Source organism: Methylobacterium sp. J-067 (genome assembly GCF_022829465.1).
Taxonomy (GTDB): Bacteria; Pseudomonadota; Alphaproteobacteria; order Rhizobiales; family Beijerinckiaceae; genus Methylobacterium; species Methylobacterium litchii.
The window spans coordinates 1-1,536 of record NZ_JAKSXZ010000124.1; the positions used below are offsets into that span (position 1 = coordinate 1).

Below are 1,536 nucleotides of genomic sequence, written 5' to 3' on the forward strand. Positions count from 1 at the left end.
GCCGAACAGGCGCTTGTAATTGTCCAGGTGCTCCGGCGACGAGATGATCAGGATCTCGCGGATGCCGGCCAGCATCAGCACCGAGACCGGGTAGTAGATCATCGGCTTGTCGTAGACGGGCAGGAGCTGCTTGTTGATCGATAGGGTCGCCGGGTGGAGCCGCGTGCCGGAGCCTCCGGCGAGGATGATGCCCTTCATCGGATGGGTCCTTGCTGTCTGCGGCTCAGGCCCGGACGGGTCCGGCCAGCCTGTCCAGGATGTCGTCGAGGGCATCCTGCCACGGACGCGGGAGGATGCCGTAGGCTTCCCTCAAGCTGTCGGTGGACAGGCGCGAGTTGGACGGCCGCCGGGCCGGCGTCGGGTAGGCGGCGGTGGGGATGCCCTCCACCGGCACGTCGCGTCCGCCGCGCTTGGCGCCGCCGGCCACGATGGCCCGCGCGAAGCCGCACCATGTGGTCGAGCCGTCGTTGACGCAGTGGAACGTGCCCGTCGGCGCGGCGGGGTCCTCCGCAAGGCGCAAGGCCACGGTCGCCAGGGCGGCGGCGAGGTCGGTGGCGCTGGTCGGGCAGCCGTGCTGGTCGTCCACTACGGTGAGTCTGTCGCGCTCGGCCGCGAGGCACAGCATCGTCTTCACGAAGTTGCCCCGGTGCGGGCTCACCACCCAGGCCGTGCGCAGGATCGCGTGGCGCGGATTGCCGGTGCGCACCGCGATCTCGCCCGCCGCCTTGCTGGCCCCGTAGACGCTGCGCGGATCGACCGGCTCGTCGGGACCGTAGGCGCCCTCCGGCTTGGTGCCGGCGAAGACGTAATCGGTCGAGACGTGGACGAGGGGGATGCCCCGCGCCTTCGTCGCCGCCGCGAGGATCGCCGGGGCGAGCGCGTTCAGCCGCCACGCGGCGGCCACGTCGGACTCGGCCTTGTCCACCGCCGTGTAGGCGGCGGTGTTGATGACCGCCGCGTAGGCCTGCCCGTCGAGGGCGGCCTCGATCGCGGCCGGGTCGGTGATGTCGAGGGCATCGCGGGTGGGAGCGTGGACCCGCACTCCCGTTGGCCAGGCATGGGCCTGAAGCTCGGTGCCGACCTGGCCGGCGCCGCCGAGGACGAGGATGTCCATCAGCCGGCGAGCCCCAGGCGTTCGCCCTGGTAGCGGCCCTCGCGGATCGGGCGCCACCATGCTTCGTTGGCGAGGTACCACGCCACCGTCTCTTCCAGGGCCGCCTCGAAGGTCTTTTGCGGCGCCCAGCCCAGTTCGGCCTCCGCCTTGGTGCAATCGATGGCGTAGCGCCGGTCGTGGCCCGGCCGGTCGGCGACGAAGGTGATCAGCCGCTCGTGCGGCCCGGCCTCCGGGCGCAGCCGGTCGAAGGCGGCGCACAGGCCCTTCACCACGGCGAGGTTGTTGCGCACGGCGCGGCCGCCGAGGAGGTAGGTCTCGCCGATCCGCCCCCGCTCCAGCACGGCGACGAGGCCCTTGGCGTGGTCCTCGACATGGATCCAGTCGCGCTCGTTCAGGCCGTCGCCGTAGACGGGCAGGTTCCT

3 protein-coding genes are annotated in these 1,536 nt (G+C 71.8%); all 3 read right to left on the bottom strand.

Annotated elements, in window-relative coordinates:
- The coding region (locus MKK52_RS18090) for a sugar phosphate nucleotidyltransferase (protein WP_243955899.1) at positions 1 to 198 on the bottom strand (198 nt) is incomplete at its 3' end.
- Between the two features lie 25 nt (positions 199 to 223).
- Positions 224 to 1,114 carry a dTDP-4-dehydrorhamnose reductase gene (rfbD, locus tag MKK52_RS18095; protein WP_243956148.1) on the bottom strand — a complete coding sequence of 297 codons (891 nt, stop codon included), beginning with the start codon at positions 1,112 to 1,114 and terminating at the stop codon, positions 224 to 226.
- Positions 1,114 to 1,536, bottom strand: a 423-nt coding sequence (locus MKK52_RS18100) for a GDP-mannose 4,6-dehydratase (protein ID WP_243956150.1), incomplete at its 5' end; no start/stop codon positions are given. The genes rfbD and MKK52_RS18100, both read right to left, overlap by 1 nt.

Coding starts and splice junctions, on each gene's coding strand:
- rfbD (WP_243956148.1), bottom strand. CDS start 1,114: ATGGACATCCTCGTCCTCGGCGGCGCCGGCCAGGTCGGCACCGAGCTT.